Here is a 26,187-nt window from a genome sequence, read left to right on the forward strand (position 1 = left end):
GGCAGGGTTGGCTCTTTCTGCAACCCGGTGCTATCGCACTGTCGATGCAGATGTGGATGGTGCGGTAGTACGCTTTAAAAACGTAATGAGTGGATGAAAATGACTAAACAATTACAGGATGTTGTTGAAGATGTTAATGCTATCCCATTGGAGAAATTGAACCCTGCGCGTCGGGATCGTTTCGTGAATGCGACTGAATTGCCGGTGTTCGAGCGTCTCAGACGTGAAGACCCGGTGCATTTCACACCGGAAAGCGAGTTTGGGCCTTATTGGTCAATTACATTGTGGGACGATATCCGTGCGGTTGGAACCAATCACCGCGATTTCACCTCTACTCAAAATATCGATCTGAAATCGATTGAAGAGAAGAACAGACTCGAAGAGGCCATGCAGGCGCTCGGCCATGAACGGCGCAAGAACGTGGGTTTCATTACGATGGACCCGCCTGAGCACACCAAACACCGCAAGGCGGTAGCACCGGCGGTAGCGCCTTCCAATCTGTCGAAAATGGCACCGATCATGCGTGAGCGTGCGGGAGTTATTCTCGACGCCTTGCCGATTGGCGAACCCTTTGACTGGGTGGATCGGGTTTCCAAAGAGATGACGGCAACGGTGCTGGCAACGCTGCTTGATTTTCCTTTTGAAGAGCGCCGTAAGCTGACGTATTGGTCTGACCTGCTGATGTTCGAGCCGGGACATGGCCCGGTGACCAGTTGGGAGCAGAAGGCGGAAGAGACCATCAAATGCTATCAGGTGTTTGAAGAGCTGTGGGAAAAACGTCGTAATGCGCCGCCAGGCTATGACCTTATCTCCATGCTGGCGCATCATCCTGATACCTGCGAGATGACCCTGGAGCAGTATCGCGGCACCATCGTGCTGCTGATTATCGGTGGTAACGATACGACACGTAATACCATTTCAAGCAGCCTGTACTTGCTGGATAAATACCCTGAGGAATTTGCCAAGTTGAAGGCGAATCCTGAACTGGTGATGCCGATGGTATCGGAAACGCTGCGTTTTCATCCCCCAGTCAACTTTATGAGCCGTGTTGCCAACCGCGATATTGAACTGCGTGGTAAAACCATCAAGGAAGGTGACCGTGTCGTCATGTGGTATACGTCTGGCAACCACGATGCCTCGGCAATTGAAGAGCCTGAAGTCTTCAACATTGACCGTGAGCGTGCCCGCCGGCATCTCTCCTTCGGTGTGGGTATCCATACCTGTCTTGGCAGTCGGCTTGCCGAAATGCAACTGGCGATTGTCTGGGAAGAAATTCTCAAGCGTTTTTCCAAAATCGAGGTGCTTGAAGAACCGGAACGTATTTACTCTAACTTTTTACATGGTTTTGAGAGCATGAAAGTCATCATTCCTAAAGAGTAAGTCTTAGAGGTGGAAAGCGTGCTGAAATATCACGGTCGCTTCCAGAGACGAGAGCGGTTGAACAAGAATTGATGGATGGGGATTTGTCCTGCAAGGGTGTGAAAAAAATGTCGGGAGTCGTCAGTTAATTGATGTCTCTTTGGGGCAAACAGGCACAGACAATTGAAGCGGCTAGAAATAGCCGCTTGATCACCGTGGTGAATCAGGTTGTTCCACTGGCGATATCCATCGGTGAGAAATTCGATATTCCTGTGATGACGGTTTATTTTGCGCCTTTGACGCCATCGCGTTCAATTCCGTCGTTAATGGTTAGAGAAAACTATTACATTAACCGGAAATAGGTTCGGTGATATCAGCATAACACCTCCGGTGTTCGAGTTGACGTATTGGAGGTTCTTGAACACAACGATGCCTGGTGTTCATTCCCGGTTGGGGAATGAGGTTCTGTACGATTGACGGTTCGGAGTAAGTGCGATGTGGCTGGAAAATAAGAAGGTGTCGTCGGCGTTAATACGCACGACTTCATCAGACGATATTGCGGTGACGACGTTAAAAGTCAGTCGTGGTCGCTTTATTAATAACAACTATATGGTGCTTAACCGTCGCCTGGGCCAGGCGTTGTTGATTGATCCGGCATGGGAAATAGACACACTGGAAGCCATGCTGAAGAATGCCAATGCAGATCTGGCGGGAATACTGATAACTCATGCTCATCCTGACCATATTGATCTTGCTGAGTGTCTGGCAGATAAACATCATTGCCCGGTGTGGATATCACGTAAGGAGGTGGAGTCTTCGGGTTTTACTATTCCCTCTATGCGTGCGTTTGAAGAGCGTTCCTGGGAAACAGCAGGAATGTTGATTCGTCCAATAATTACGCCGGGCCATACGCCGGGAAGTACGTGTTATTGGATCGGTCAGCACCTATTTACTGGCGATACGCTATTCATAGAGGGATGTGGGCTGTGTGCCAATAATACAGCTGCTGCAAATTTGTTTTCGAGTATTGAACGTCTCAAGGCGATTTTACCTGGACAGGTTCGTATTTATCCCGGTCACAGTTATGTGCATCAGCCCGGTTTAATGTTTGAGCAGATATTTCGTTATAACGTTTATTTATCGTTTGATAATGCAGACATTTTTACAAAATTTCGGATGAGACAAGGCCAAAATAAAACCGGTTGGATGGCCTTTTCATAGACGAGTAATGTCGCTAATTTTAACCGACGGTTGCGAATGGAAGACACAGTCTATTGGAGTAGTGAACTGTGAGCATCCGGCGGATATGTTCATGCTGGAAAGGGAGGCTCGTGAATATGCAAGATGAAAATTATTCAATCGGCTATTTGAATAGTGCTGAAGAATACTCTATAGGAAGTGAAGTAAGGGACATAACGCTATCCAAATTATATCTGGATGACCTTAAAATCGGCCAGGTTTTTTATAGCCCAGAGTATTATGTCAGCGCGGAAGAAATAATCGAATTTTCGATGAAATATGACCCGCAACCTTTTCATATGGACGATAAACTGGCAAAAGATTCCCTCTTCAGAGGGCTGGCGGCGAGTGGCTGGCATACAGTAAGTATCACTATGACTCTGCTGGTGAAAAGCTTACCTCTGGCACATGGTATCATCGGGAAAGGTGTTGAGAAGATTACCTGGCTTCGTCCTACACGACCTGGTGATGTTTTACGAATAAAAGCAAAGATTACCGAAATAGATATCTCACCCGCCAAACCGGACAGGGCACTAATGAGTATTCATATTTCCACTATCGGTCAGGATAATAGAATTCGGCAGGAGTTGCTCGGCAAGCTACTTATCTTCCGGGAGAGTAACTTACCTGGGGGGGCTTGATCATGATGACGTAATCAAGTTGCATGGTGGAATGAGCCAATTATGCATATTTTATACCCGTCATATTTCAGGCTGATGTCCGTTGGCTGCTTTGCTTCACTCCGGTGACTGATTTGAATAAGCTACCGGGGAATGGCTCAGTGGCCGCATTGCAAGGCTCATAATGAGCCTTGCTCTGAAGGAGCAAGGAGTTGCATTATTCAACATGCAATGCGCTTTGTTCTGAAACGCGAATTATTTAGGATATATAACCACTTATATTAAGGGATTAATTCTTGTCTTCTGAACTCGCTAATCAAACATCAAATACCTTGTTGCAAGGTTCAATATTACACTCACTGGTCAAAATAGGTGTTCCCGTTATTTTGGCCAATCTTTTACAGTCAGGATACATCATGGTTGATGCGTTCTGGGTGGGGCGTTTGGGTGAGAAGGCCGTGGCGGCGATATCGGTAAGTCAGCCCATCATTTTTCTTGCTTTTGCTTTCGGGTTAGGGTTGAGCATAGCGGGAACAACATTAGTCGCGCAGTGTATCGGCGCTCGCCAGCATGGGCAGGCAAATGATATTGCAGCCCAGGTATTCATGCTGGCATTGTTATTTGCAATACCTATCTCGGTGGCGGGGTATTTTCTTGCCCCCTGGATGTTGCACGTGCTGGGCACTCCGGAAGACGTCTTTCCTGATGCCCTTGGCTTTTTGCGTGTGCTCCTCGGTGGTCAAATGTTTACCTTTGGTTTTGTCATGCTGCAATCTTTGATGAGAGGCGCGGGTGAAGTGCGTATTCCATTATTGATAACGTTGGGCACGCTGATTCTTAACGCCATCATGGACCCGCTATTTATCTTTGGTTATGGCATGATTCCTGCCTTTGGCGTAGCCGGGGCGGCGATCGCCACGCTGATTAATCAGGGCATTGCGCTGGTCGCGGGGTTACTGGTATTACGCTTTGGTCGTGTGGGCCTTAAGATCTCTTTTCGTGCGATGAAACCCAAAATAGACATGGTGAAATCCGTCGCGCGTCTTGGCATGCCTGCATCCATTGAACTCTGCGCGCACGCCCTGGGCGCAAGCGGCATGATGACGCTGGTGACTGGGCTGGGCACCGATGTCACTGCGGCGTACGGTGTGGTGATTAATATCAATGCGCTGGTGATTGTGCCAGCGATAGGGATGTCAATCGCCACCGCAACGTTGGTGGGGCAAAATGTCGGTGCCGGACAATCTGAACGCGCGCGGGCGATTGGCCGACTCAGTGGCGCGATTTCATTTCTGATACTGACTGTGATTGGCCTGCTAGGGGTGGTATTTAGCCCTTATATTATCGGCACATTTGCCCCTAATCAGCCGCTGGTGATTGCTCACGGAATGCAGTTCTTCCACTTGATTGCCCCCAGTTATGGGTTAATTGGCTTACAGATGGCGTTAAACGGCGCGTTTCGCGCCACAGGGCGCACCATGACGACGATGGCGCTGGCGCTGGTTTCTCAGTGGCTGATGCAAATCCCGCTGGCGTGGGGGTTATCGCACTATACGTCGCTTGGTGTATCCGGTTTGTGGTGGGCATTTCCCATCACTAACCTGCTGATGGCGGGGCTGACTATCATGTTCTTTGAGCGCATTGACTGGCAACGCTCACGGTTAACGCATTCACTGGAGGGCGCTTCGCAGAAACAGCCCGACACCGTCTGAGAGCCGCGCGCGGCGTGCCCGTCCGGTGCGGAACTACCGGTACGCATGGGGACGTCGCAACCGCCGGGCGGGTGTCGGTATGCTGCACGCTTTTCTTGCCAGATTTTTCACGCAGTTGCTGCGTTATTATAACGTGGAGGGATGAAGATATTGATTAACCTGGCATTTTCATCACTGTTATTTATGGCGCTATGAAACTCATTTTCCAGGCAAAAATATGATTTTCCAAATTTCATGGTCGTATTAACGTCTTCTATGGTCATGTCATATTCTCCACCAATACAGATCCCTATTTGCTCATGCTTATGTCTGTGCTTAGGCATCGCCCCACCGTTACAAGGTATGTCGACTAGCATTATCTCTGCCCAATTAGCATGGAAGAATTGAACATCCATGACGTTCATTAACTTTTCTTCTTTATGTATAGTCTTAAAAAACCGATTTTCTAAAGAGTAATCCTCACCTTTTTTGAATCTTTTAATGTCAATCGCAATAACTTCCTCATCGGTCTTGTTTTCACCACCATGCAATATATTTGGTGGTGAAACATAAATGGATTCCAGGGGCCTCATAACTCTGGATTCGCCGCCAACCTCCATGTAAAGCTCACCTTTGAGGATCATACCGATTTGGGCTTGGTGATGACCATGGGCTTTTACAATAGTCTTTGGTGGGATATAGCTAATTAAAATTTCGGTATCGCCACGGCTTGTACTATACTGTCGGACACCATTTTCCCATTCAATCAGGTTTGCTTGCGGAAAAAATTCTTTTTTCATATACAAAATCCTTTTTAGTATATTAGTTAATAAATAGTGGCGAATTCATACTCTGCCGAAAAGTGACCAACTCATTGAAATTCTCTTAAACTCATACACAAATCTCAGACCAAATTTTTTCACGGCTTCTTCATTTGTGATAGCTAAGTTGAAATCGCCATTAGAAACCAATTCAGCAGCCTTGCTTGTTGAGTTTACTATATGGAAATTTGCTTTTTTCCCCAGGTAATTAGTTACTAATTCCAGAGGTGCTGAATGGCTCACGATGACTTGTTCTTCAAGATCTTTATTTTCAAATGAATAGTCTTGCCTTACTGCTACACCATACATAGGTGTATCACATTGAAATATCTCTATCAGAGAGATGAGAGGACTCATATAAAAATCGTTTATTTTTTTATAAGCATGAGGGCAGAGTATATAATTTATTGAACCATCAAGGAGTTTTTCTCTGGCTTCTTCGAACGTGTTATATAGTTTTATTTCACATTCCGTATTATTGCTGTCTAAATGATTTTTTATGAATTTTTTAGCTACGTATTCACTACTGGTTCCTTCTGGGCCGAGTGTACCAAGGCGGACGTGTGAATCACGGATGCTATTAACACGATCACTTACAATAATCATGATGATAGATTCCTTTCATGTAACAATAATGTAATAATAATTCATAAACCTAACGGTCTGAACGTATAATTACTACTGATAGTCCATTTAATCAGTAAGGCGATTTTAACAATTAATTAAGGCTCGCAGTTGTAATTTATTATTTATAATTGTAAATATCCCTGTGAGCCGAGGCATTCACTTTTAGAGATATTCCGACATGCTGATTATGCCCGTTTGAGGAGCTCGCTATGCGCAAAGCTCGATTTACTGAGCATCAGATTATTGCCGTTCTCAAGTTCGTTGAAACCGGCCATATCGTCAAGGATGTTTGCCGCGAAGCAGGGATAGGTTGATGTCTGTTTATTTGAAAATGGTACGCCCTACAGGATTCGAACCTGTGACCTACGGCTTAGAAGGCCGTTGCTCTATCCAGCTGAGCTAAGGGCGCCTTGAATAGGGTAACGCTTGGCGATGTGGGCTGGATTATACCCGGCATCACTGATGAGTCAATGAATTGGCGCGTGATTCGGACCGGTCGGCGAATCCCTGAACAACCATCGTATTGTCCCTTGCTATGACGGCAAATAACACCGGCATATTGGATGCGGATTCGCAATCTGAGCAGTTTCGGCGATATCTGTTTGAGTTTTACTTCCATTGCTGAGTAAGTTATTAACCATCTCGCCTGCAGGTAGCCCTGTAGGCTTATTAATAGGCAACCTGCGCAGAGAGATTGCTGTGTTGGCTGACTACCGTATCAAGGGCAAGGGCACATTGAGTGATGCGTAAAGGTCTGGTTGGAGTGTACGGGTGTATATTGCTGATGGCGCTGTTTGCCTTCAGCTCGGTAAGTGTTGCGGCGACGGACCCTGCGCCTGATGGGCAGGGCGAAACCACGGAAAAGGTGAATGTGGATACCGAACTGGTGAAGCTGCAAAAACAGCTGGACGGTATCAAACAGCAGGTTTCCGGCGCTAATGCCGACGCCAAACTCAACGCACTAAATGATACCACGCGGGAACTGGTTGCCAGTGCGGATAAGCTTGTCGGTGTTCTGACGCCGATGCGTGCGCAGTTGCAAGCTCAACTGGACGTACTGGGACCCGCGCCACAGCCCCAGGCTGCTGTAAGCGAAACCGCAGAAGTTACACGTAAACGTGCCACGCTCAATCAACAAAAGCAGAAACTGGATTCGCAGTTCAACCAGGTGCAGGCGATAAAAACCGGCGCTGAGAACCTGTCTACGCAGATTCTGGCATTGCGTCGTAATCTACTGAAGAACCAGTTGGCGCTTAACTCCGGCAGTATTCTTGGCAGCCATTTTTGGTCACCTATTATCAAGCCGGTACAGGAAGATATTGAGCGGTTATCGGATTTGAAAGACGACCTTACGGCGTTGTTTATTGAAGCCTGGCAACCTGAATGGCGTTATGGTTCGGCGTTTTTCCTGTTGCTGGCAGTGGCACTGGGTACGGCAGGGCGGAAGCTGCTGGAGAAATATCTGGCGCTTGCAGGCATTCACCTGCTGCCAAAGGGGCGTCTGCGACGCAGCTTCCTGGCTATCGCCGTGGTGTTTTCTACTGTGCTGATGATGGGGTGTGCGATCCTGTTAGTGGATTATGTCTTCACCCGTCATGGCGATGTGACTGACCGCGCCGAAGGTTTTATGGATGGGCTGGTGCGGCTGGTTGTGTTCTGCTCCATGATTTCTGGAGTCGGACGAGCCTTTCTTTCTAACGAACGCCCATCGTGGCGGTTACCGGCGATTGCGAACCCGGTGGCGAAAGCGATGAAGCCTTTCTCGGTAGCGATTACCAGCTTTATTGTCATTTTTGGCGTCATTGAACAGATTAATACCGTCAGCGGTATTTCTGTGGGGGTGACAATAGTAGGTAGCGGATTATCGTCACTGTTTTTGGCTCTGACATCCGGGGCAATAGCCCTGCGCAGCGATCAGGTTCGTCGGCGTATGGTGGAGGCGGGTGAAACGCCTGAAGCCCGTTCAACACTGGCGGGGTTGATTCATCTGGCCGTTCTGTTGACTACGCTTGCGGTACTGGTGGCGCTGCTGATTGGCTATATCTCGCTGGCGAGCTTTCTGACGTACGAACTGGTGTGGGTTGGCATGGTGTTATCCCTGCTGTATCTATCGACCACCTTTGTGGAGGATGTGTGCGAAAGCCTGTTTTCACCTGAATTCGCCTGTGGCCGACAGATAAAGCACACGCTGAATCTAGATGACCGTCATCTGGATCAGGTGGCGACGGTTTTGTCCGCTGCGTTGAAAGTCCTGCTGATTTTCATGGCTGTTGTAGCATTGCTGAATGGTACATTCGGTTCCACCACGCCGGTTGAATTGGTGCAGAAAGTAGCAGAAATCTGGGGCGGGAAAGGTCTGGAATCCATCAGCATTGTGCCTGCTCATCTGGTCAATGCCGTCATCTTGCTGGTGGTAGGTATTTATAGTTTGCGCGTTTCCCGCCGTTGGCTGGAAAACGAATTCTTCCCGAAAACGATGCTGGACGCCGGTATTAAAGCCTCTTTGGTGACCTTGTATTCCAATATCGGCTACATCCTGATTATTTTACTGACGTTGGCGACGTTGGGGATCGAGTGGAGCAAACTGGCGTGGATTGTCAGTGCCCTGTCGGTTGGGATCGGGTTTGGCTTGCAGGAAATCGTGAAGAACTTCATTTCCGGGTTGATTTTGCTGACGGAGAGACCCGTCAAAGTGGGCGACTTGGTCAACATCAGTGGGGTGGAAGGGGACATTCGCCGTATCAATGTGCGTGCTACAGAAATTCAGTTAGGAGACCGCTCTACTGTGATTGTGCCTAATTCCCAGTTCATTTCACAGAATGTGCGCAATATTACGATGGGTAACCCACAAGGGGTGGCAACACTGGCATTGACCTTCCCGCTGGATATTGATCCAGAAATGGTCAGAAACATTCTGCTGAATGCCTACGATGAGCATGAAAAAATTCTGGAAGCGCCAGCACCGTCGGTGATGTTCAGCCAACTAACGCCAAACGGCATGGTGCTTAGCGTGACCGGTTATGTAAGCAGCCCGCGAGCGGTGGCGTCGGCTAAGAGCGATCTGTTGTTCGATATCATCAAGCGCTTGAGAGCAGAAAATATTCCGCTGGCAGTGCCGCAAAAAATGGTGCTGGAAAGCAACATCGATATTTCCGCGCTACAACCAATAGATGCGTTACCCAACCAATAGATACGTTACCCAAATAGTAGTAATACGTGGCGATTGTCGTGGAACAAGTGCTGCGATGCAGAAAACAGACCGGCTTTTATCGTTCATCGGGGAGCCGGTCTGCAACGTGGTGAGGCCGTTATCGTAATGGCGTGCGTGTCTGAGCGTGAGCCATGTCGATGTAGATGTCACGCAGACGGCGAGTGATAGGTCCTGGTTTGCCGTCACCCACCTGACGACCATCGATTTTCACAACCGGCAACACCAATGACGTGGCTGAAGTGATAAATATTTCCCGTGCCTGCCAGGCTTCTTCTGGCGTGAAGGGGCGCTCTTCTACTGAAATCTGTTGTTGTTCCGCCAACGCCAGCAGCGACTGACGAGTGATGCCGTGCAGGATATCGTGGCTCAGCGGGCGGGTAACTACGGTATTGTTTTCCAGCACGATGTAACCATTGCAGGAGGTGCCTTCGGTGATGAAACCGTTTTCGACTAACAGGGCATCGTCTGCGTGATGGGCATGTGCGTATTCTTTAGCCATACAGGCTGCCAATAAACTGACGGTTTTGATATCGCGGCGGTGCCAGCGGATATCTGGACAGGTGACCACTGACAACCCGGTTTCTGCTTTGGGATGAGCAATAATCGGGCGAGCCTGAGTGAACAGGACCAGCGTAGGTTTGATATCGGCTGATGGAAAGTAGAAATCGCGATCACCACCGTTGCCACGGCTGAGCTGAAGGTAAATCGAGCCTTCCTGCAGGGTGTTTTGTTCAATCAGTTGCCGGTGGATGGCTTTGAGGTCATCGTTCGACACCGGTAGCGACAAAGAGAGTTCGCGGCAGGAGCGCTGTAGTCGCGCCAGATGGGCATCCAGATCGATCAGGCCGCCGTTAATAACAGACGTCACTTCATATACGGCATCGGCAAACAGAAACCCGCGGTCGAACACTGAAATGGTGGCCTGGGATTCCGGCAGATAATGGCCATCAACATAAACTATTCGCTGCATGACAACACTCCTTAATGATGTCGGACATAAAAACCATGTCACAGCGCCGTATTGATGAGATGCGACGGCTTCAGACATGCGGAGAAAAAATTCAGGAATCAGACGGGCAGTTCTGCCGGCAGCAGTCAAAGGCATTAGGGGCAAAGCGTATCGCACGTCGTAATCGCGCATAAAGATACTGATTTCCCCGTGTGGGTGAAAGCGTGTTGCTACGGTCTTTCATAGGAAAACGATCTGTGAAGATACCGACAGTCATTACCCTTGAAAACCGACTGGCAAGGCGCAAAACGATTGGTAAAAAATAATCAGTGCACTATCGACAGCACCAGCTAACTCCGATAGGGTGAATAACGGCCCGTTGCGCGGGTCAGGCGTCGCTCGGACGGTCCGGGCGCTCACGTTATTCTGAGGATATTATGGCTGATTCTAATTCCCCGCGCCGTTTTGCGCGCATTGATCGTCTCCCTCCTTATGTTTTTAATATTACCGCTGAATTAAAAATGGCTGCCCGTCGTCGGGGCGAGGACATTATTGATTTCAGCATGGGCAATCCAGATGGTCCCACACCGCCGCACATTGTCGAGAAGTTGTGTACGGTAGCCCAGCGTGAAGACACCCACGGTTATTCCACATCGCGCGGTATTCCCCGATTGCGCCGGGCGATTTCCCGTTGGTATGCCGATAGATATCAGGTAGAGATTGACCCGGAAAACGAAGCGATTGTCACCATTGGTTCGAAAGAGGGGCTGGCGCATTTGATGCTGGCGACACTTGATCACGGCGACACGGTGTTAGTGCCTAATCCCAGTTATCCTATCCACATCTATGGTGCGGTGATTGCCGGCGCGCAGGTGCGTTCGGTGCCGTTGATCGAAGGCGTTGATTTCTTCAATGAGCTGGAGCGGGCGATCCGCGAGAGCATTCCAAAACCGAAGATGATGATTCTGGGTTTTCCATCAAACCCGACTGCACAGTGTGTCGAGCTGGATTTTTTCGAGCGCGTCGTAGCGCTGGCTAAGCAGTATGGCGTGTTGGTGGTCCATGATCTGGCATATGCCGATATCGTCTACGATGGCTGGAAAGCACCGTCGATCATGCAGGTTCCCGGTGCTAAAGAGATCGCAGTAGAGTTCTTTACGCTGTCCAAGAGCTACAACATGGCGGGCTGGCGTATTGGCTTTATGGTGGGTAACCCGGAATTGGTGAGCGCACTGGCGCGCATCAAAAGTTATCACGACTATGGTACGTTCACGCCGTTGCAGGTAGCGGCGATTGCGGCACTGGAAGGTGATCAGCAGTGTGTGCGCGATATTGCCGGGCAGTATCGCCAGCGCCGTAATGTCCTGGTGCGAGGGCTGCATGAAGCTGGCTGGATGGTGGATGAGCCGAAGGCGTCAATGTACGTGTGGGCGAAAATTCCGGATGCCTATGCACACCTGGGGTCGCTGGAGTTCGCAAAGCGTCTGTTGGCGGAGGCGAAAGTCTGTGTCTCTCCCGGTATTGGCTTTGGCGATTACGGCGACACGCATGTGCGTTTCGCATTGATCGAAAATCAGGACCGTATTCGTCAGGCGGTACGCGGTATCAAAGCCATGTTCCGGGCTGATGGCGTGTTATCTGGCAAATAATAGCCAATAGGTTCTAATAGAATAGGCTCTAAGTCCTCCGGGTAGACGGGGGGTCATGTTTTTCTGATAGTTTGATCACGCTGCCCTTTGTCGCTACTTGTGGCGACAAAGGGATAATGCTTTGCTAAAAGGGTGCCCAGGTTGGGCCTTCCATAGATGGAACTTAATCAATAAGAAGAGTCGATTCATGCATTTATCTTCATTAAACGTCGTTCTTTTGGGTGTCTGTTGCCTGAGTCTGGCGGCCTGTCAGACGTCAGCGCCGGTGAAAAATACCACTTCCTCCCGCAGCACCACCAGCGTGCCGGTCAATGAACAAATCAACCAGTTGGCATCATTAGTTGCGGCCAGCAAATATCTTCGGATGCAGTGTGAGCGCAGCGATTTGCCGGATGACAGCGTCATGCTGAAAACGGCGGTGAAGGTGGCTGCGCAAAAAGGCTGGGACACGACGCGTTATCAGTCGTTACCGCAATTGAGTGAGAATCTGTATCAGGGGTTGTTGAAGGATGGCACGCCCAGGAATTCACAATGCTCCTCGTTCAACCGCTCCATGACGCCGTTTCTTGACACTATGCGCGCCGTTCGCTGAGATGGCCATTCACTGAATGGTCGTTCACTGAGAGATGGAAGCAACTGCATATCTGGCAGTTGCTGTATTACTTTTTCGTGGTTCTGACGGTTTTTTCTGGTTTTGCAGAGGTTTGTGGCATATTCCCTTCCACGATACCGGTTCCCGGTTTTCCACCTGGCCAATCCTGTAATGAATCAAGAATGAACGGCTCACCATTGAAGCTGAAGATCACCATATCCTGTTCAATCTGCTCGATCACCAGCCCCTGATACGGGCTATCTCCTTCCTGATAGCGCTCCCCGTTCAGTGTGACGCTGCGTTTGTCTGGCGCGGACGTATAAACATGTGCGCTAAAGGCGATATAGGGTAGTTCGCCGGATTTGGCTTTTTGCCAGCCTGACGGCGCTTTTTGCGACTGTTCTATTGCGACGGCGATATCTGATGATGCCGCTGCGGTTTCCTGGCTTTCCGTGAGTGTCTTAGTTGCCGGTGGAGACGTCATGTTGATGGGTTTTTCGTGAGCCGCGGCTGTCGTCGTTATAGGAGTGGGTGGCGAAGCGGCAATCGCATCGACAGGAGCGGGAGGAGAACTGACATCTGCCCAATGTTGATGAGCAAGCCAGCCCAGCGAAAACAGCAACAGTGCGTAGACAGCCAGCACATGACCGGGAATACGGTAACCTGCCTGAGACGATGATGACACTTGCGGTGTATTTTTCACGTTTTACCTCAAACGTTATGCAATCTGACGCTTTTTGTGAACACACCCTGGCGCGAATGCCTTATTCTTCAGGGAATGATAAAGGAATAATCAATGTATTATCCCATTTATGTGACCTGAATGTCATTTCGGCGATGTTCTATTACGATGATCACTAATACCAGTAAAAGTTTGAGGCTGGTCGCAAAAAAAAATCCCGCAATATGTGTTAATGAAACGGCGTTTTACTATCGTGTCATCGCTGTTTCGTTTTGTTGATTTCACCGGATGGACGACATGTGGCGCAGACAATGCAGATAATGAACCCGTGGCGAAGTAACTAATAACACTTGCTGATTACTGTGTGGTTATGAACGGTTAATGTGTCCACAGCTCAGATTGCTATCGTCCTTATCTTCAGCATCGATAACCGGGTGTCAAAATAAAAGGATGACGCCACCCTGGGATGCGCGTGTCGGCAATATTACGTATTCAATGTGTTGCAAGGTTATTTTATTTTCTGCGTTATTAGGTAATATTTAGCTGCTTAATGGAATGAGTGCGTGAATGTGTAAATAATGTTCGATTTTATGCGGCGTAGAATATATACCCTAAATAATTCGAGTTGCAGGACAACACGCTCGCATGTTGAACAACGCAACGCGTTGGCCCGTTAGGGCAAGGCTGATTAGAGCCTTGTCACGCGGCAACGGGGTAATAAAGCCAACGCACCTGCGACTTGAAGTATGATGGGTATAAGCCTGTTCCTGATTCAGCGACAGACGAGCGTTATCGGTTACATAGGCGCGGTTATCCAGAGAACAGGAAAAAATAATAATTTCAAACCGGAATAATTACCTTGCCATTCACCCAGGTTATCCTGAGTTCGATTGCTGGGCGATTTATATAGCTGGTACCACATCAATACGGCATAAATGCAGAAGGTACGGTTTTTAGACAAGGGTTTCTTCAAAAATCGTGCCGTATGGCCCTTATTCCACGTTACGAAGTGACAAGGATAATCGGCGAACACAAGGGAAATGTTTGCAGATGAGTATCTCGAAACTGCCACCGTTATCACCGTCTGTTATCAGACGGATTTTATTTTATCTGCTGATGCTGCTCTTTTGTCAGCAATTGGCCATGATTTTCTGGCGTATTGGTTTACCGAACAGTACACCGGTTGCCAGTGTGCAGATCATCCCGGCGCAGGCTAAGCAGCAACCAGTCACCCTGAATGACTTCACGTTATTCGGCGTTTCTCCCGAAAAAAGCAAAGCGGGTACGCTGGATGCGTCGCAAATGGGCAATTTGCCACCTTCTACGCTGAATCTTTCCCTCACTGGTGTCATGGCTGGCAGTGATGCTTCGCGTTCTATTGCCATCATCAGCCAGGGTGGTGAGCAGTTTAGCCGTGGCGTGAATGAAGAGGTTCCCGGTTATAACGCCCGGATTGTGTCGATCCAGCCAGATAAAGTCGTGCTGCAGTATCAGGGGCGTTATGAAGTGTTGGGATTATACGGTCAGGAAGAAACCAATCCGGACGGCGTAGTCGGTGCTCAGGTCACTGAGCAACTTCAGCAACGCGCTTCTACCGCCATGAGCGATTATGTCTCTTTCTCCCCGGCTATGAACGGCAGCAAGTTGCAAGGGTATCGGTTGAGTCCGGGACCGAAAAGCGATTCGTTCTACCGCGTCGGGCTTCAGGATAATGATATGGCTGTTGCCCTAAACGGATTGGATTTGCGTGACGAGGAACAAGCTAAAAAAGCCATGGAGCGTATGGCGGATGTGCATAACTTTACCCTGACGGTGGAACGCGATGGTCAGCGTCAGGATATTTATATGGAATTAGGTGGAGACGAGTAACGTGTTTAGCAAAGGAATAAAAAAAAGCTGGGGGTGGCTGGGGTTAACCGTTCTCCTGCTTGGTTCGCCGTGTGGCTGGGCCGCTGAGTTTTCAGCCAGTTTTAAAGGAACCGATATTCAGGAATTCATCAATACAGTCAGCAAAAACCTGAACAAAACGGTGATTATTGATCCGACGGTTCGCGGCACCATCAGCGTACGCAGCTATGACATGATGAACGAAGATCAGTACTACCAGTTCTTCCTTAGCGTGCTGGATGTCTATGGCTTTTCTGTGGTGCCGATGGATAACGGCGTATTGAAAGTCATCCGTTCCAAAGATGCTAAATCGTCTTCCATTCCGCTGGCCAATAACGAACGGCCTGGCATCGGCGATGAATTGGTCACCAGAGTCGTGCCGCTCAATAATGTGGCGGCACGTGATCTGGCGCCATTGCTGCGGCAACTCAACGATAACGCCGGCGCCGGTACTGTCGTGCATTATGAACCGTCCAACGTGTTGTTGATGACCGGGCGTGCTGCAGTGATCAAACGGCTGGTGGATATTGTCAATACCGTGGATAAAACCGGTGATCGTGAAATGATTACCGTCCCGTTAACCTATGCGTCGGCAGAAGATGTTGCCAAGCTGGTGAACGATCTCAGCAAGAGCGATGAGAAAAACGCGTTGCCCAGCACTATGCTGGCCAACGTGGTGGCGGATAGCCGTACCAACTCGGTGGTGGTGAGCGGTGAAGAAAATGCCCGCCAGCGCGCAGTAGAAATGATCCGCCAGTTAGATCGCAAGCAAGTGGTGCAGGGCGGCACCAAAGTTATCTATCTCAAATATGCCAAGGCGTTGGATCTGATAGACGTACTGGCCGGTAATGGAACCAGCGGCAGCCGTAATTCATCATCGACGAATTCATCACATTCCCCTTCCTCTTCTGCTTCGCGTTCGGGCAACAATTCAAACAGCAGTGGTAACGTGAGTTCGTCTAACAGTGCTTATGGCAGCTCGTCCTCGTCGTCCAGTTCCAGTATGGGATTTGGGTCTGCGTTTGGCTCAACCAGCAGCTCAGGTGGCCGCACGATTATGATTCAGGGTAAAGAAGTGACGGTTCGCGCCCATGATCAAACCAATTCGCTGATTATCACTGCGCCGCCCGATATCATGCGCGACCTGGAACAAGTGATCAATCAACTGGACATTCGTCGTCCGCAGGTGCTGGTGGAGGCAATCATTGCTGAAATTCAGGATGCGGATGGCCTGAATCTGGGGATTCAGTGGGCCAATAATCGCGCCGGGATGACCCAATTCACCAATACCGGTATCCCGGTTTCAACGGCAGTGATCGGAACCGATCAGTTCCGCAGAGATGGCTCGCTGACAACAGACTATGCCAATGCGATCAGTAATTTCAATGGTATTACAGCCGGATTTTATCGTGGCAATTGGGCCATGTTGATGACGGCGTTATCCAGCAACAGTAAAAATGATGTGCTGGCGACGCCAAGTATTGTGACGCTGGATAACATGGAAGCGACCTTCAATGTGGGCCAGGAAGTGCCAGTCTTGACCGGCTCGCAAACCACGGTTGGTTCAGGAAACAACATTTTTAATACTGTCGAACGTAAGACCGTCGGCATCAAACTGCGCGTCAAACCGCAGATTAACGAAGGCGATTCGGTGTTGCTGCAAATTGAGCAGGAAGTGTCCAGCGTGGCAGACAGCAATAGCAGCGCCAACAGTTCACTGGGTGTGACTTTTAATACCCGAACGGTGAATAACGCAGTTATGGTGAGCAATGGCGAGACGGTCGTGGTGGGCGGGTTGCTTGATAAAACCACCGATGAAAATAACAGCAAAGTGCCTTTATTGGGCGATATTCCGGTGCTGGGCAATTTGTTCCGTTCGAAGAGCCAGAGTGTGAAAAAACGCAATCTGATGCTGTTTTTACGACCGACCATCATCCGCGACCCGAAACAATTCCAGGATGCATCGATCAGTAAATACCGCAGTTTTAACAACGAACAGCAACAGCAGCGCGGTGAAGGCAGCGGCGTGCTGGATAGCAACACGGTGCGCTTACCCGGTGGCAACACCTACACCTTCCGACAGGTGCAGTCATCCATCGCCGCGTTTTATCAACCGGAGGGGCGATGAGCGCTCAGCCCGCCCACACGCCTGACTTGCGACCTGTATTGCCGTTTGCGTTTGCCCGTGCACAGCAAATTCTGTTGCTGCAAGATGAGTCGGCGACAGTTGCAGAGGCGGTTTGTGTACCCGGCACCTCGGCACTGGCGTTACTAGAGGCTCGCCGGGTTGCCGGGGTAGCGTTGGTGGTCAGTCAGGTCAGCCCGGAAGAGTTTGAGCGGCAACTGGTGATGCGTTATCAGCGCGATTCAGAAGAAGCACGCCGCCTGATGGAAGACATCGGCAACGATATCGATTTCTACACGCTGGCCGAAGAACTGCCGGACAGCGACGATTTGCTGGATGCCGACGATGATGCGCCGATAATTCGGCTTATCAACGCCATGCTCACCGAAGCTATCAAGCACAAAGCATCCGATATCCATATCGAAACCTTTGAGCGCCACCTGTTGATTCGGTTTCGTATTGATGGCGTGCTACGGGAAATTTTGCGGCCACAGCGCCAACTGGCGTCGCTGCTGGTATCCCGTATCAAAGTGATGGCGAAGCTGGATATTGCCGAAAAGCGCGTTCCGCAGGATGGACGTATGGCGCTGCGCATCGGTGGCCGAGCCATTGATGTGCGTGTCTCGACCCTGCCGTCCAACTATGGCGAGCGTGTAGTGCTGCGTCTGCTTGATAAAAACAGCGTCCGGCTGGATTTGGAGACGCTGGGGATGGCTGAACACAATCGCCGCCAGTTGGATACGCTCATCCACCGTCCACACGGCATTATTCTGGTGACCGGTCCTACCGGTTCGGGGAAAAGCACCACCCTGTATGCGGCACTGAGCCGCCTCAATTCCGCCGAACGCAATATCATGACGGTGGAAGATCCTATTGAATATGAACTGGACGGTATCGGGCAGACTCAGGTCAACCCCAAGGTAGACATGACGTTCGCTCGTGGTTTGCGCGCTATTTTGCGTCAGGACCCGGACGTGGTGCTGGTAGGGGAAATCCGTGACGGCGAAACGGCACAAATCGCGGTGCAGGCGTCGTTGACCGGCCATTTGGTGTTATCCACATTGCATACCAATAGCGCGCTGGGCGCGTTGTCCCGCTTGCAGGATATGGGCGTTGAGCCGTTTCTGCTGTCCACGTCACTGCTGGGGGTGCTGGCACAGCGGTTGGTGCGCACACTGTGCCCGTCATGTCGCCAGCCTTATAGCGTCAACGACGAACAGGCGCAACAGACCGGTCTGGCGGTGGGAACCACGCTCTACCATCCCGGCGGTTGCGAACAATGCGGTTATAGCGGTTATCGTGGCCGTACCGGCATTCATGAGCTGTTGTTGATCGACGATACGGTGCGTACCGCTATTCATCGTGGTGAAAGTGAACTGGCTATCGCTCGGATGCTCGGCGACACGCGAGTCTCGATTCGTCAGGATGGGCTGGACAAGGTACTGGCGGGCGTTACCACCTGGGAAGAGGTGGTACGTGTAACGAAAGAGGAATGACATGGCGCTGTTCCAGTATCAGGCATTGAACGCTCAGGGAAAGAAAAGTCAGGGAATGCAGGAGGCGGACTCTGCTCGTCACGCGCGTCAACTGCTGCGTGAAAAAGGGCTGGTGCCGGTCAAAATTGAGGAACAGCGGGGTGAGGCGGCTCCCCGCAGCGGCTTTTCCCTGTCGCTACGCCGTTCGCATCGTATCAGCGCCAGTGATCTGGCGCTGCTGACCCGTCAGTTGGCGACGCTGGTGGCGGCGGCATTGCCGCTGGAAGAGGCGCTGGATGCGGTGGCTAAGCAGAGCGAAAAGCCGAAGCTGAGCGCGCTGATGGCAGCGGTGCGCGCCAAAGTGGTGGAAGGGCATTCGCTGGCTGAAGCGATGGGCAATTTCCCCGGCAGTTTTGAGCGGCTGTATTGCGCCATGGTGGCGGCGGGCGAAGCATCCGGTCATCTGGATGCGGTGCTGAACCGGCTGGCGGATTACACCGAACAGCGCCAGCAGATGCGCAGTCGTATTCAGCAGGCGATGATTTATCCCTGTGTGCTGACGCTGGTGGCGATTTCGGTGGTGTCCATCCTGCTGTCTGCCGTGGTCCCCAAAGTAGTCGAGCAGTTTATCCACATGAAACAGGCACTGCCGCTCTCCACCCGGCTGCTGATGGGCGCCAGCGATGCGGTAAGGTCCTACGGACCCTGGGTGGTTTTAGCGCTGGTGCTGGCGGTAATGGGATGTCGTGTGTTATTGCGCCAGGAAAAACACCGTCTTGTCTTCCACCGGCGTTTATTGTTCCTTCCTGTGATCGGGCGTGTGGCGCGGGGCCTCAATACCGCCCGTTATGCCCGAACCCTGAGCATTCTTAATTCCAGCGCCGTACCGCTGTTGCAGGCGATGCGTATCAGCGGTGATGTGCTGACCAACGATTACGCCCGCTTCCGGCTGGGGCAGGCGACCGATGCGGTGCGTGAAGGGGTGAGCCTGCACAAGGCGCTGGAGCAGACATCGCTGTTCCCGCCGATGATGCGCCATATGATCGCCAGCGGTGAACGCAGCGGTGAGCTGGATGGCATGTTGACCCGCGCGGCGGATAACCAGGACCGCGAATTCAGCGCCCAAATGACGCTGGCTCTGGGCTTGTTCGAGCCACTGCTGGTGGTCAGCATGGCTGGCATTGTGCTGTTTATTGTGCTGGCTATCCTCCAGCCGATTCTGCAGTTGAATACCCTGATGAGTATGTAGTGAAAATTGATACGTTAATGAGGTAAGGAAAACATGGAACAACGTCAGCGAGGTTTTACCCTGTTGGAAATCATGGTGGTCATCGTCATTCTTGGCGTACTGGCCAGTCTGGTTGTCCCGAACCTGATGGGCAACAAAGAAAAAGCCGACAAGCAGAAAGCCATCAGCGACATTGTTGCGCTGGAGAGCGCACTGGATATGTACAAACTGGATAACAGCCGTTATCCGACAACCGAGCAAGGGCTGGGAGCGCTGGTGAAAAAACCGACCACGCCGCCGGAGCCGCGCAACTATCCGCAGGATGGGTATATTCGCCGTTTACCACAAGACCCGTGGGGTGCGGAATACCAATTGGTCAGCCCTGGCCGTCACGGCAAGATAGATGTGTTCTCTTACGGCCCGGATGGTATGCCGGATACCGATGACGATATCGGCAACTGGAATGTCGGCAACGGTGCGCACAACAACGGTAGCAACGGTAGCGGGAACCCCTGATCGTGCGCCAGCGGGGGTTCACGCTGCTGGAGATCATGCTGGTGGTGTTGCTGGCCGGCATTGCCGCCACGCTGGTGATGATGGCGATTCCTGCGCCTAAGCAGCAGGACAGCGGCTGGCAGGTAGCCCGCTTCAAGGCACAGTTGCAGTATGCGGTGGAGGACAGCCAGATGAATGACCATATTCTGGGCATTTATATGCAGCCTCACCGCTGGCAATACGCGTTGTTGCAGCGTCAGGTGGTGGAGAATTCGCCGCAAGAGCAGCAGCGCTTGCGTTATGTCTGGGTGCCCTGGCAGCCGTACCGCATGTCTTCACCCAGCGAACTGCCGGATGGCTTTCAAATTGAGCTGTCTACACAGGTGGGGGCTGCGGGTGATGGCGCCGGTTTTTCGCCGGGTAATGGCGACCCTAACATTCTGATTCTGCCGGGCGGAGAAGTGACGCCATTTCGTCTGACCTTGCGCAACGGCAGCAACTCTGCCTGGCTACAGGTGGATACCAATGGTCAGGTACACACCTCGCCGGAAGCGGAGCAGTAAGCGATGAGACAACAGGGAATGACGTTGCTTGAAGTGATGGTGGCGTTGGTTATTTTCGCGCTGGCTGGTTTGACGGTGCTAAAAACAACCGCGCAGCAGGCAAACAGCCTGGGACGCCTGGAAGAGAAAACCTTCGCGCTGTGGATTGCGGAAAACCAACAGGCGGTGATGCGGTTGGAAAAACAGTGGCCGCAAACCCAATGGGTGCAAGGTGAGGTCAATTTTGCCGGTTCACCGTGGTTTTGGCGTATTCAGGGCGTGGCGACGGCAGATACGCGGGTACGCGCAGTAGATGTTGAGGTTCGTCATGAACGGGACAGCCGGAGCGCCGATGCCGTATTACGTAGCTATCAGGTTCAGCCGGGGGAACCCGAACAGTGAGGCGGTCAGAGAGCGGATTTACCCTGCTGGAAGTGATGCTGGCGCTGGCAATTTTCGCCGCGCTCAGTCTGGCCGCGTCGCAGGTAATGAATGGCGTGATGCGCAACGACGAGGCATCGGCGCGTAAAGAAGCGCGTCTGGCAGAGTTACAGCGGGGGTTTTCCCTGATGGATCGCGATTTTTCACAAATCGTTCCGCGTCGTAATCAGGGTTATGAGCTGGGGTTTTACGCTGAACGTTATCAGTTAGGTAGCGCCGACTGGGCAGTCAGTTTTATCCGCAACGGCTGGCTCAACCCGTTGGGTATTCTGCCGCGCTCTGAATTGCAGCGGGTCGGGTATCGGTTGCATGGCGATACGCTGGAACGGCTGTTCTATGATTCTTCCGAACCCTTGACGACACAGGAACCGGCGATACGCCCGGTGTTAACCGGCGTGAACGGTTTCGTATTGCGTTTTTTCGGCAAAGGCGGCTGGCAGGAGCGTTGGGATGACCCGGCGTATCTGCCGAAAGGCATTGCGGTCATCGTTACATTGCGGGATTACGGTGAGATTACCCGCGTGTTTTTGGTTACGCCGAACTATGTGGAGACACAGCCTAAGGCCACCCCGAATGGTAGCAATAGCGATGAAAATAAGGATACGAACAATCAGGATGCGCCGCCGGAGAATATCGACTCGTCTGGCGAGCAGAATCCGGCGTCACCGGATGATAACGAGGGAGCTGGCTCATGAGTCGTCGGCAACGTGGCGTCGCCTTGTTGATTGTGATGCTGATGCTGTCGCTGATGGTGACCATCGCCGCCTCCATTACCGAGCGCAGCGGCAAAGCCTGGCAGCGCACCAGCACCTTGCTGAACCGTACTCAGGCTCGCTGGTATGCGCTGGGTGCGGAAGCATTGATTTCCAGTACGCTACAGCGAGATGCCCATGCATCGCCGGAGAGCACCTTTATCGGTCAATCCTGGTCGAAGGTGGATCATCAGATGATGGCGGACGGCAGTGAAATTCGCGCCCAGGTGCAGGATGGCCAGGCTTGTCTCAATCTTAACGCGCTTAGCCCGACCAAAAAGCTGATGCTTGATGGCGCATCTGGCGACGGCAATACGGGCAACGACGGTAGCGGCAGTAACGGTAGCGGCAGTAATAGCAGCAACAGCAATCAATCCTCGCCTGCTAAAGGCGGTCCCCCTGAAAAAATGCCCTATGCCGCGCAGGTTTTTCGGCAGTTATTGATAGTGTTGGGCGAGGAGCAGCGGCAGGCGGAGCGTATCACGGACGCGGTACGCGACTGGATCGACGAGGATAGCGAACCCTTGATGAACGGTGCGGAAGACGACAGCTATGTCAATTTTCATCCCGGTAACCAGCGCATGACGGATGTCACGGAGTTACGGGCAGTCATGGGGGTAGATGCGGGGTTATACCGCCGGTTACTGCCTTATGTCTGCGTGTTGCCGGTAGATAAGCTGACGGTTAACCTCAACACCCTGACGCCAGAAAGCGCGCCATTGTTGTCGGCATTGTTCATGGGAGAGATAAACACGGAATCAGCCGTGCGAATTTTACAGCAGCGTCCCCCTCAGGGATGGCGCAATCTTAATGATTTTATGGGAATGTTGGCACTGCCGGAAAAAGCCAAAACCAGTGTCCGTCAGGCGCTGGTTCTCAAGAGCGAGTGGTTCTTCGCCGACATTCAGATACGGGTGGACGACAGTGAATTCTATCAACGCAGCCTGTTTCATCGTGGTAAACAGACTGAGGTGGTACAGCGTCAGTATGGCGGATATAGGACGGTGAATCCATGAACAAGTCAGAAAACGCCAGCGCTAAACAACAGCTGATTTTGCGGTTGTCCGCAGAGGCATCGGACAGTCTGGAGTGGCTTATCTGGTCGGTCAGCCGTCATCAGACCCTGACTCGCGGTAGTGGAACGCAGGAAAGCCTTCAGGCCGTGCTGGCGGATTATCCGGTGATGTCGATGCGGGTGCTGGTGCCGTCTACCGATGTCACCTTCCATAACCTGTCACTGCCGCGTCAGTCTCGCCGGCAATTATTACAGGCTATTCCCTTCATGCTGGAAGAACAGGTGGCGAGCGATATTGACCAACTGCATTTTGCCGTCATGGACATTCAGGGAGATAACGCAACCGTTGCGGTGGTGCAGACATCACGGCTACAGGCATGGCTGAATCAGTGTCAGGCGCTGGATGTGCCGGTAGAGACGGTGGTGCCGGATGTCATGGTATTGCCGCGCCTTGACAGCGCCTGGAGTGCCGTCAGCCACCAAAATTTGTGGCTGTTTCGACTGGATAACGGTATCGGTATGGCGGCGGAAGAGAGCTGGTATCAATCGCTGCTGGCCGGGTTTCAGCCGCTGCCTGCCATACATTGTTATAGCCCGTTGCCAGCCTCGGCGCTGACCTGGCAGCCGCAACCGGTGACGGATTTGTTGTCGCTGGCCGCACAGGCCAGTCTGCCGATGAGTATGGATCTGCGTCAGGGCGAATACGCGCCGGTGAAACCCTGGAAACAAGCGTTGCTGCCATGGCGTAATGTGCTGATTGCGTTGTGCGCCTGGCTGTTGTTGCTGCTGGGGGAGTCGGTCTGGAGCCATTATCAACTGTATCGTCAGGCAGATTACTGGCGTCAGGAGAGTGTAAGGGTGTATCGCAAACTGTTTCCGGATGAAAAACAGATAGTGAACCCGCGCGCACAGATGCAGCGGCATTTGCAGGAAGCGCAATCCGGCGTAAGCGGCTTTGCATTAACGGAACAGATGAACCGGTTGCAGCAACTGGTTGCACAGAATGATGGGGTATCGCTGCAATCGCTGTCGTATGATCGCGGACGTGAAGAATTGCGCCTCAATCTGCGGGCGACATCCTATGCGCAGATGGAGCAGTTCCGCCAGCAGGCGCAGACCTATTTCCAGATCCCGCCGGGTGAAATGAAGCAAGAGAAAGACCATGTGGAAGGTCAGTTAACCCTGAGGAGTCAGCCATGAATGAATTGCGTCGTCGCTGGCAGGTAATGAGCCAGCGTGAGCGGATGATGACGCTGGTGTGTGCCGGTCTGGTGTTACTGTGCCTGCTGTATTACCTGTGTTGGGTACCCTGGCAGGAACAGGCGCGACAATGGCAGATGGCCATTGATCGTGAGCGCCAAACCGTGCGCTGGATGCAACAACAGGCCTCGCGTTTGCCGGCGCAGGACGGCGCGAGGCGGCAAATAGCAGGGCGGGATATCAGCCTGACGGTGTTAGTGCCGCAAAGTGCGGCCCGTTATGGCATTACCGTGTTGCGTATGCAGCCGCAGGCGTCGCAGATGTCGGTGACGCTGGCCCGTAGCGATTTTAACAACCTGTTGCACTGGCTGGCTGAACTGGAGCAGAAAAACGGCGTCATCACTCAGGGGATGGATGTGACGGCAGTCCCCAACAGCCCCGGTATAGTAGAAGTCACCCGTCTGTCGTTGGAGCGTGTGCTTTAACGGGTGACGTGGCTGCCCTGCCTGATATCTGGCGGGTGCATCAACGTAATGCTGTCGCTGATAATCAGCCAGTCTGCGCGCTGGCGCGCAAAAAACGATACCTGTTGCCTGCTGGTCTGGCACCTGACTTGTGTATTGTGTCAGCATACCGGGTCATCAGGGATCGGGATGGAGAATGATATGGATCTGCTCGCTTTTGCCAGTGCATTCCCGCGTATCTGGCTGTTCGCGTTGTTCGTGCTGGGGTTGATTATCGGCAGTTTTCTCAACGTGGTTATCCATCGGTTGCCGGTCATGCTGGAACGAGGCTGGCAGCAGGAAGCGCGTATGCATCTTGGCTTGCCAACCGGCGAACCCTCTGCCCGTTATGATCTCATCTGGCCCCTTTCTTCCTGTCCGCATTGTCATCAACAATTGCGTGTGCGTGACAACATTCCGCTGCTGAGTTGGATAGGGTTGCGTGGGCGCGCCCACTGCTGTGGCGGCGCGGTGTCCTGGCGTTATCCGCTGATTGAATTGTTGTCTGGGCTATTATTTCTGCTGGCAGGGGTACTCTGGCAACCGGGGATGGCATTGCTGGGGGCGTTGCTGTGTTTTGGGACATTGCTGGCGTTGGCGGTTATTGATGCCCGAACCCAGTTACTGCCAGATGTTATGACATTGCCGCTATTGTGGTGCGGATTGCTGTTCAATCTGTCAGATACGTTTGTCCCCCTTGAACATGCTGTGATCGGCGCCATGGTGGGGTATGTGTCGTTATGGCTGATTTACTGGGCTTTTCGTCTGTTGAGTGGGCGTGAGGCGTTGGGATACGGTGATTTTAAGCTATTGGCCGCGTTAGGTGCCTGGCTGGGCTGGCAGGCGTTGCCTAATCTGGTATTGATTGCGTCGCTGACCGGGCTGGTAGCGACGCTACTGTGGCGACGTATACAGCGCATCAGTATGCAGCAACCGTTGGCGTTTGGTCCCTGGCTGGCGGTAAGCGGTGCAATCGGTTTGGTATTCAATGTGCTGGGCGGCTAGGGCCACTGAACCCACATCGGGCAGGGCGAACGTCTGTTACGGTGGGGCACCGTCTCTGGTGCGACGTATCGCTACCGTA

The 26,187-nt window shown here is 51.9% G+C and carries 24 protein-coding genes, 1 tRNA gene and 1 pseudogene; 21 read left to right on the forward strand and 5 right to left on the reverse strand.

The genetic code is table 11. The features are described from left to right. Positions 1-99: 99 nt before the first annotated feature. The 5 genes from solI (at position 100) to solL (ending at position 4,930) form a co-directional block, all read left to right on the forward strand. Positions 100-1,380 carry a solanimycin biosynthesis cytochrome P450 SolI gene (gene solI / locus Dpoa2040_RS01395; RefSeq protein WP_246867218.1) on the forward strand — a complete coding sequence of 427 codons (1,281 nt, stop codon included), beginning with the start codon at positions 100-102 and terminating at the stop codon, positions 1,378-1,380. A 128-nt stretch (positions 1,381-1,508) separates the two neighbouring features. Continuing rightward, positions 1,509-1,721 carry a hypothetical protein gene (locus Dpoa2040_RS01400; RefSeq protein ID WP_246867219.1) on the forward strand — a complete coding sequence of 71 codons (213 nt, stop codon included), beginning with the start codon at positions 1,509-1,511 and terminating at the stop codon, positions 1,719-1,721. Positions 1,722-1,854: 133 nt separating this feature from the next. Beyond that, the gene (solJ, locus tag Dpoa2040_RS01405) at positions 1,855-2,580 is read left to right on the forward strand and encodes a solanimycin biosynthesis MBL-fold hydrolase SolJ (RefSeq protein WP_168640029.1); all 726 of its coding nucleotides are present in this window, start codon (positions 1,855-1,857) and stop codon (positions 2,578-2,580) included. Between the two features lie 116 nt (positions 2,581-2,696). Then, the gene (locus tag Dpoa2040_RS01410; RefSeq protein WP_168640030.1) at positions 2,697-3,239 is read left to right on the forward strand and encodes a MaoC family dehydratase; all 543 of its coding nucleotides are present in this window, start codon (positions 2,697-2,699) and stop codon (positions 3,237-3,239) included. Positions 3,240-3,514: 275 nt separating this feature from the next. Beyond that, positions 3,515-4,930, forward strand: coding sequence for a solanimycin export family MATE transporter SolL (solL, locus tag Dpoa2040_RS01415; RefSeq protein ID WP_168640031.1), 1,416 nt, complete (start codon positions 3,515-3,517; stop codon positions 4,928-4,930). A gap of 107 nt (positions 4,931-5,037) precedes the next feature. On the opposite strand, the gene Dpoa2040_RS01420 is transcribed toward solL, so the two are convergent. Together Dpoa2040_RS01420 and Dpoa2040_RS01425 are read right to left on the reverse strand one after the other, a co-directional pair. Continuing rightward, positions 5,038-5,709 (reverse strand): cupin domain-containing protein, encoded by a 672-nt coding sequence (locus Dpoa2040_RS01420; RefSeq protein ID WP_168640032.1) that lies wholly within the window; start codon positions 5,707-5,709, stop codon positions 5,038-5,040. Between the two features lie 45 nt (positions 5,710-5,754). Then, complete coding sequence (locus Dpoa2040_RS01425) at positions 5,755-6,336, reverse strand: bacilysin biosynthesis protein BacA (protein ID WP_168640033.1); 582 nt, start codon at positions 6,334-6,336, stop codon at positions 5,755-5,757. A 230-nt stretch (positions 6,337-6,566) separates the two neighbouring features. On the opposite strand from Dpoa2040_RS01425, the pseudogene Dpoa2040_RS01430 reads away from it, so the two are divergent. Beyond that, positions 6,567-6,665, forward strand: a pseudogene (locus Dpoa2040_RS01430) (transposase); the annotation flags it as partial. 24 nt (positions 6,666-6,689) lie between these two features. On the opposite strand, the gene Dpoa2040_RS01435 reads toward Dpoa2040_RS01430, so the two are convergent. Continuing rightward, positions 6,690-6,766, reverse strand: a tRNA-Arg gene (locus Dpoa2040_RS01435). 333 nt (positions 6,767-7,099) lie between these two features. Here Dpoa2040_RS01435 and Dpoa2040_RS01440 point away from each other — a divergent pair. Then, positions 7,100-9,547: a DUF3772 domain-containing protein gene (locus tag Dpoa2040_RS01440; protein WP_168640034.1), complete on the forward strand. Its 2,448-nt coding sequence runs from the start codon at positions 7,100-7,102 to the stop codon at positions 9,545-9,547. Positions 9,548-9,665: 118 nt separating this feature from the next. Here Dpoa2040_RS01440 and Dpoa2040_RS01445 read toward each other — a convergent pair whose 3' ends face one another. After that, positions 9,666-10,538: a D-amino-acid transaminase gene (locus Dpoa2040_RS01445; RefSeq protein WP_168640035.1), complete on the reverse strand. Its 873-nt coding sequence runs from the start codon at positions 10,536-10,538 to the stop codon at positions 9,666-9,668. A 416-nt stretch (positions 10,539-10,954) separates the two neighbouring features. On the opposite strand from Dpoa2040_RS01445, the gene alaC reads away from it, so the two are divergent. Both alaC and outS read left to right on the forward strand, forming a co-directional pair. After that, a complete protein-coding gene (gene alaC, locus Dpoa2040_RS01450; protein ID WP_168640036.1) occupies positions 10,955-12,166 on the forward strand; it encodes an alanine transaminase in 1,212 nt (403 codons plus the stop codon). 187 nt (positions 12,167-12,353) lie between these two features. Next, on the forward strand, positions 12,354-12,758 hold the full coding sequence (outS, locus tag Dpoa2040_RS01455) for a GspS family T2SS pilot lipoprotein variant OutS (protein WP_168640037.1): 405 nt from the start codon (positions 12,354-12,356) through the stop codon (positions 12,756-12,758). Between the two features lie 67 nt (positions 12,759-12,825). On the opposite strand, the gene gspB is transcribed toward outS, so the two are convergent. Further along, positions 12,826-13,461 carry a type II secretion system assembly factor GspB gene (gspB, locus tag Dpoa2040_RS01460; RefSeq protein ID WP_168640038.1) on the reverse strand — a complete coding sequence of 212 codons (636 nt, stop codon included), beginning with the start codon at positions 13,459-13,461 and terminating at the stop codon, positions 12,826-12,828. A 1,029-nt stretch (positions 13,462-14,490) separates the two neighbouring features. On the opposite strand from gspB, the gene gspC reads away from it, so the two are divergent. From gspC to Dpoa2040_RS01520, 12 genes are all read left to right on the forward strand, one after another. Further along, a complete protein-coding gene (gspC, locus tag Dpoa2040_RS01465; protein ID WP_146411125.1) occupies positions 14,491-15,309 on the forward strand; it encodes a type II secretion system protein GspC in 819 nt (272 codons plus the stop codon). A gap of 1 nt (position 15,310) precedes the next feature. After that, positions 15,311-17,455 carry a type II secretion system secretin GspD gene (gene gspD / locus Dpoa2040_RS01470; RefSeq protein WP_168640039.1) on the forward strand — a complete coding sequence of 715 codons (2,145 nt, stop codon included), beginning with the start codon at positions 15,311-15,313 and terminating at the stop codon, positions 17,453-17,455. Then, positions 17,452-18,948 carry a type II secretion system ATPase GspE gene (gene gspE / locus Dpoa2040_RS01475; RefSeq protein ID WP_168640040.1) on the forward strand — a complete coding sequence of 499 codons (1,497 nt, stop codon included), beginning with the start codon at positions 17,452-17,454 and terminating at the stop codon, positions 18,946-18,948. The genes gspD and gspE overlap by 4 nt, the downstream gene beginning before the upstream one ends. Before the next feature lies 1 nt (position 18,949). Then, entirely contained in the window at positions 18,950-20,176 is a 1,227-nt protein-coding gene (gene gspF / locus Dpoa2040_RS01480; RefSeq protein WP_168640041.1) for a type II secretion system inner membrane protein GspF, read from the forward strand. Between the two features lie 33 nt (positions 20,177-20,209). After that, entirely contained in the window at positions 20,210-20,671 is a 462-nt protein-coding gene (gene gspG / locus Dpoa2040_RS01485; RefSeq protein ID WP_168640042.1) for a type II secretion system major pseudopilin GspG, read from the forward strand. Positions 20,672-20,673: 2 nt separating this feature from the next. Beyond that, on the forward strand, positions 20,674-21,213 hold the full coding sequence (gene gspH, locus Dpoa2040_RS01490) for a type II secretion system minor pseudopilin GspH (protein WP_042871903.1): 540 nt from the start codon (positions 20,674-20,676) through the stop codon (positions 21,211-21,213). A gap of 3 nt (positions 21,214-21,216) precedes the next feature. Continuing rightward, positions 21,217-21,594, forward strand: coding sequence for a type II secretion system minor pseudopilin GspI (gspI, locus tag Dpoa2040_RS01495; RefSeq protein WP_042871901.1), 378 nt, complete (start codon positions 21,217-21,219; stop codon positions 21,592-21,594). Positions 21,595-21,629: 35 nt separating this feature from the next. Further along, complete coding sequence (gspJ, locus tag Dpoa2040_RS01500; protein ID WP_210423781.1) at positions 21,630-22,328, forward strand: type II secretion system minor pseudopilin GspJ; 699 nt, start codon at positions 21,630-21,632, stop codon at positions 22,326-22,328. Beyond that, complete coding sequence (gene gspK / locus Dpoa2040_RS01505; protein ID WP_168640044.1) at positions 22,325-23,401, forward strand: type II secretion system minor pseudopilin GspK; 1,077 nt, start codon at positions 22,325-22,327, stop codon at positions 23,399-23,401. Before gspJ ends, gspK begins: the two co-directional genes overlap by 4 nt. Next, complete coding sequence (gspL, locus tag Dpoa2040_RS01510; RefSeq protein ID WP_168640045.1) at positions 23,398-24,600, forward strand: type II secretion system protein GspL; 1,203 nt, start codon at positions 23,398-23,400, stop codon at positions 24,598-24,600. Before gspK ends, gspL begins: the two co-directional genes overlap by 4 nt. Then, entirely contained in the window at positions 24,597-25,085 is a 489-nt protein-coding gene (gspM, locus tag Dpoa2040_RS01515) for a type II secretion system protein GspM (RefSeq protein WP_042871891.1), read from the forward strand. The genes gspL and gspM overlap by 4 nt, the downstream gene beginning before the upstream one ends. Positions 25,086-25,265: 180 nt before the next feature. Further along, the gene (locus Dpoa2040_RS01520; RefSeq protein ID WP_168640059.1) at positions 25,266-26,108 is read left to right on the forward strand and encodes an A24 family peptidase; all 843 of its coding nucleotides are present in this window, start codon (positions 25,266-25,268) and stop codon (positions 26,106-26,108) included. The last annotated feature ends 79 nt before the right edge of the window (positions 26,109-26,187 follow it).

The organism is Dickeya sp. CFBP 2040 (genome assembly GCF_012273755.1).
Classification (GTDB): Bacteria; Pseudomonadota; Gammaproteobacteria; order Enterobacterales; family Enterobacteriaceae; genus Dickeya; species Dickeya poaceiphila.